This is a genomic window from Aquimarina sp. 433, assembly GCF_054054605.1.
Map to the genome: position 1 here is coordinate 1 of NZ_JBSWZK010000047.1, position 286 is coordinate 286.

General features: G+C 63.3%; 1 pseudogene. It reads right to left on the minus strand.

Annotation, left to right across the window (positions count from 1 at the left end):
- Positions 1–286 (minus strand): annotated as a pseudogene (locus ACWNT5_RS24290) (hypothetical protein); the annotation flags it as partial.

The window sequence follows — 286 nt, forward strand, 5'->3', positions numbered from 1 at the left end:
CGAGAAGATCGTGAAGATCAGGCAGAAGGTATAGGTGGCCCAGGCCTGGGTATTGGCCCCGGTGATCAGGATCCCGAAGGTATCCCGCTCGGGCGCGGAGATCTGCCCGGACGCCGAGTAGTTGTAGAACCACGGCACCCGGTTGAAGAGCCAGACCAGAAAGAACTGCGCCGCCAGCGTCGCCACGGCGAGGTAGAACCCCTTGATCCGCAGAGACGGCAGTCCGAACAGGACCCCGACGCCGGCGGTGATGACACCGGCCAGCAGGACGTGGATGAACATGCTG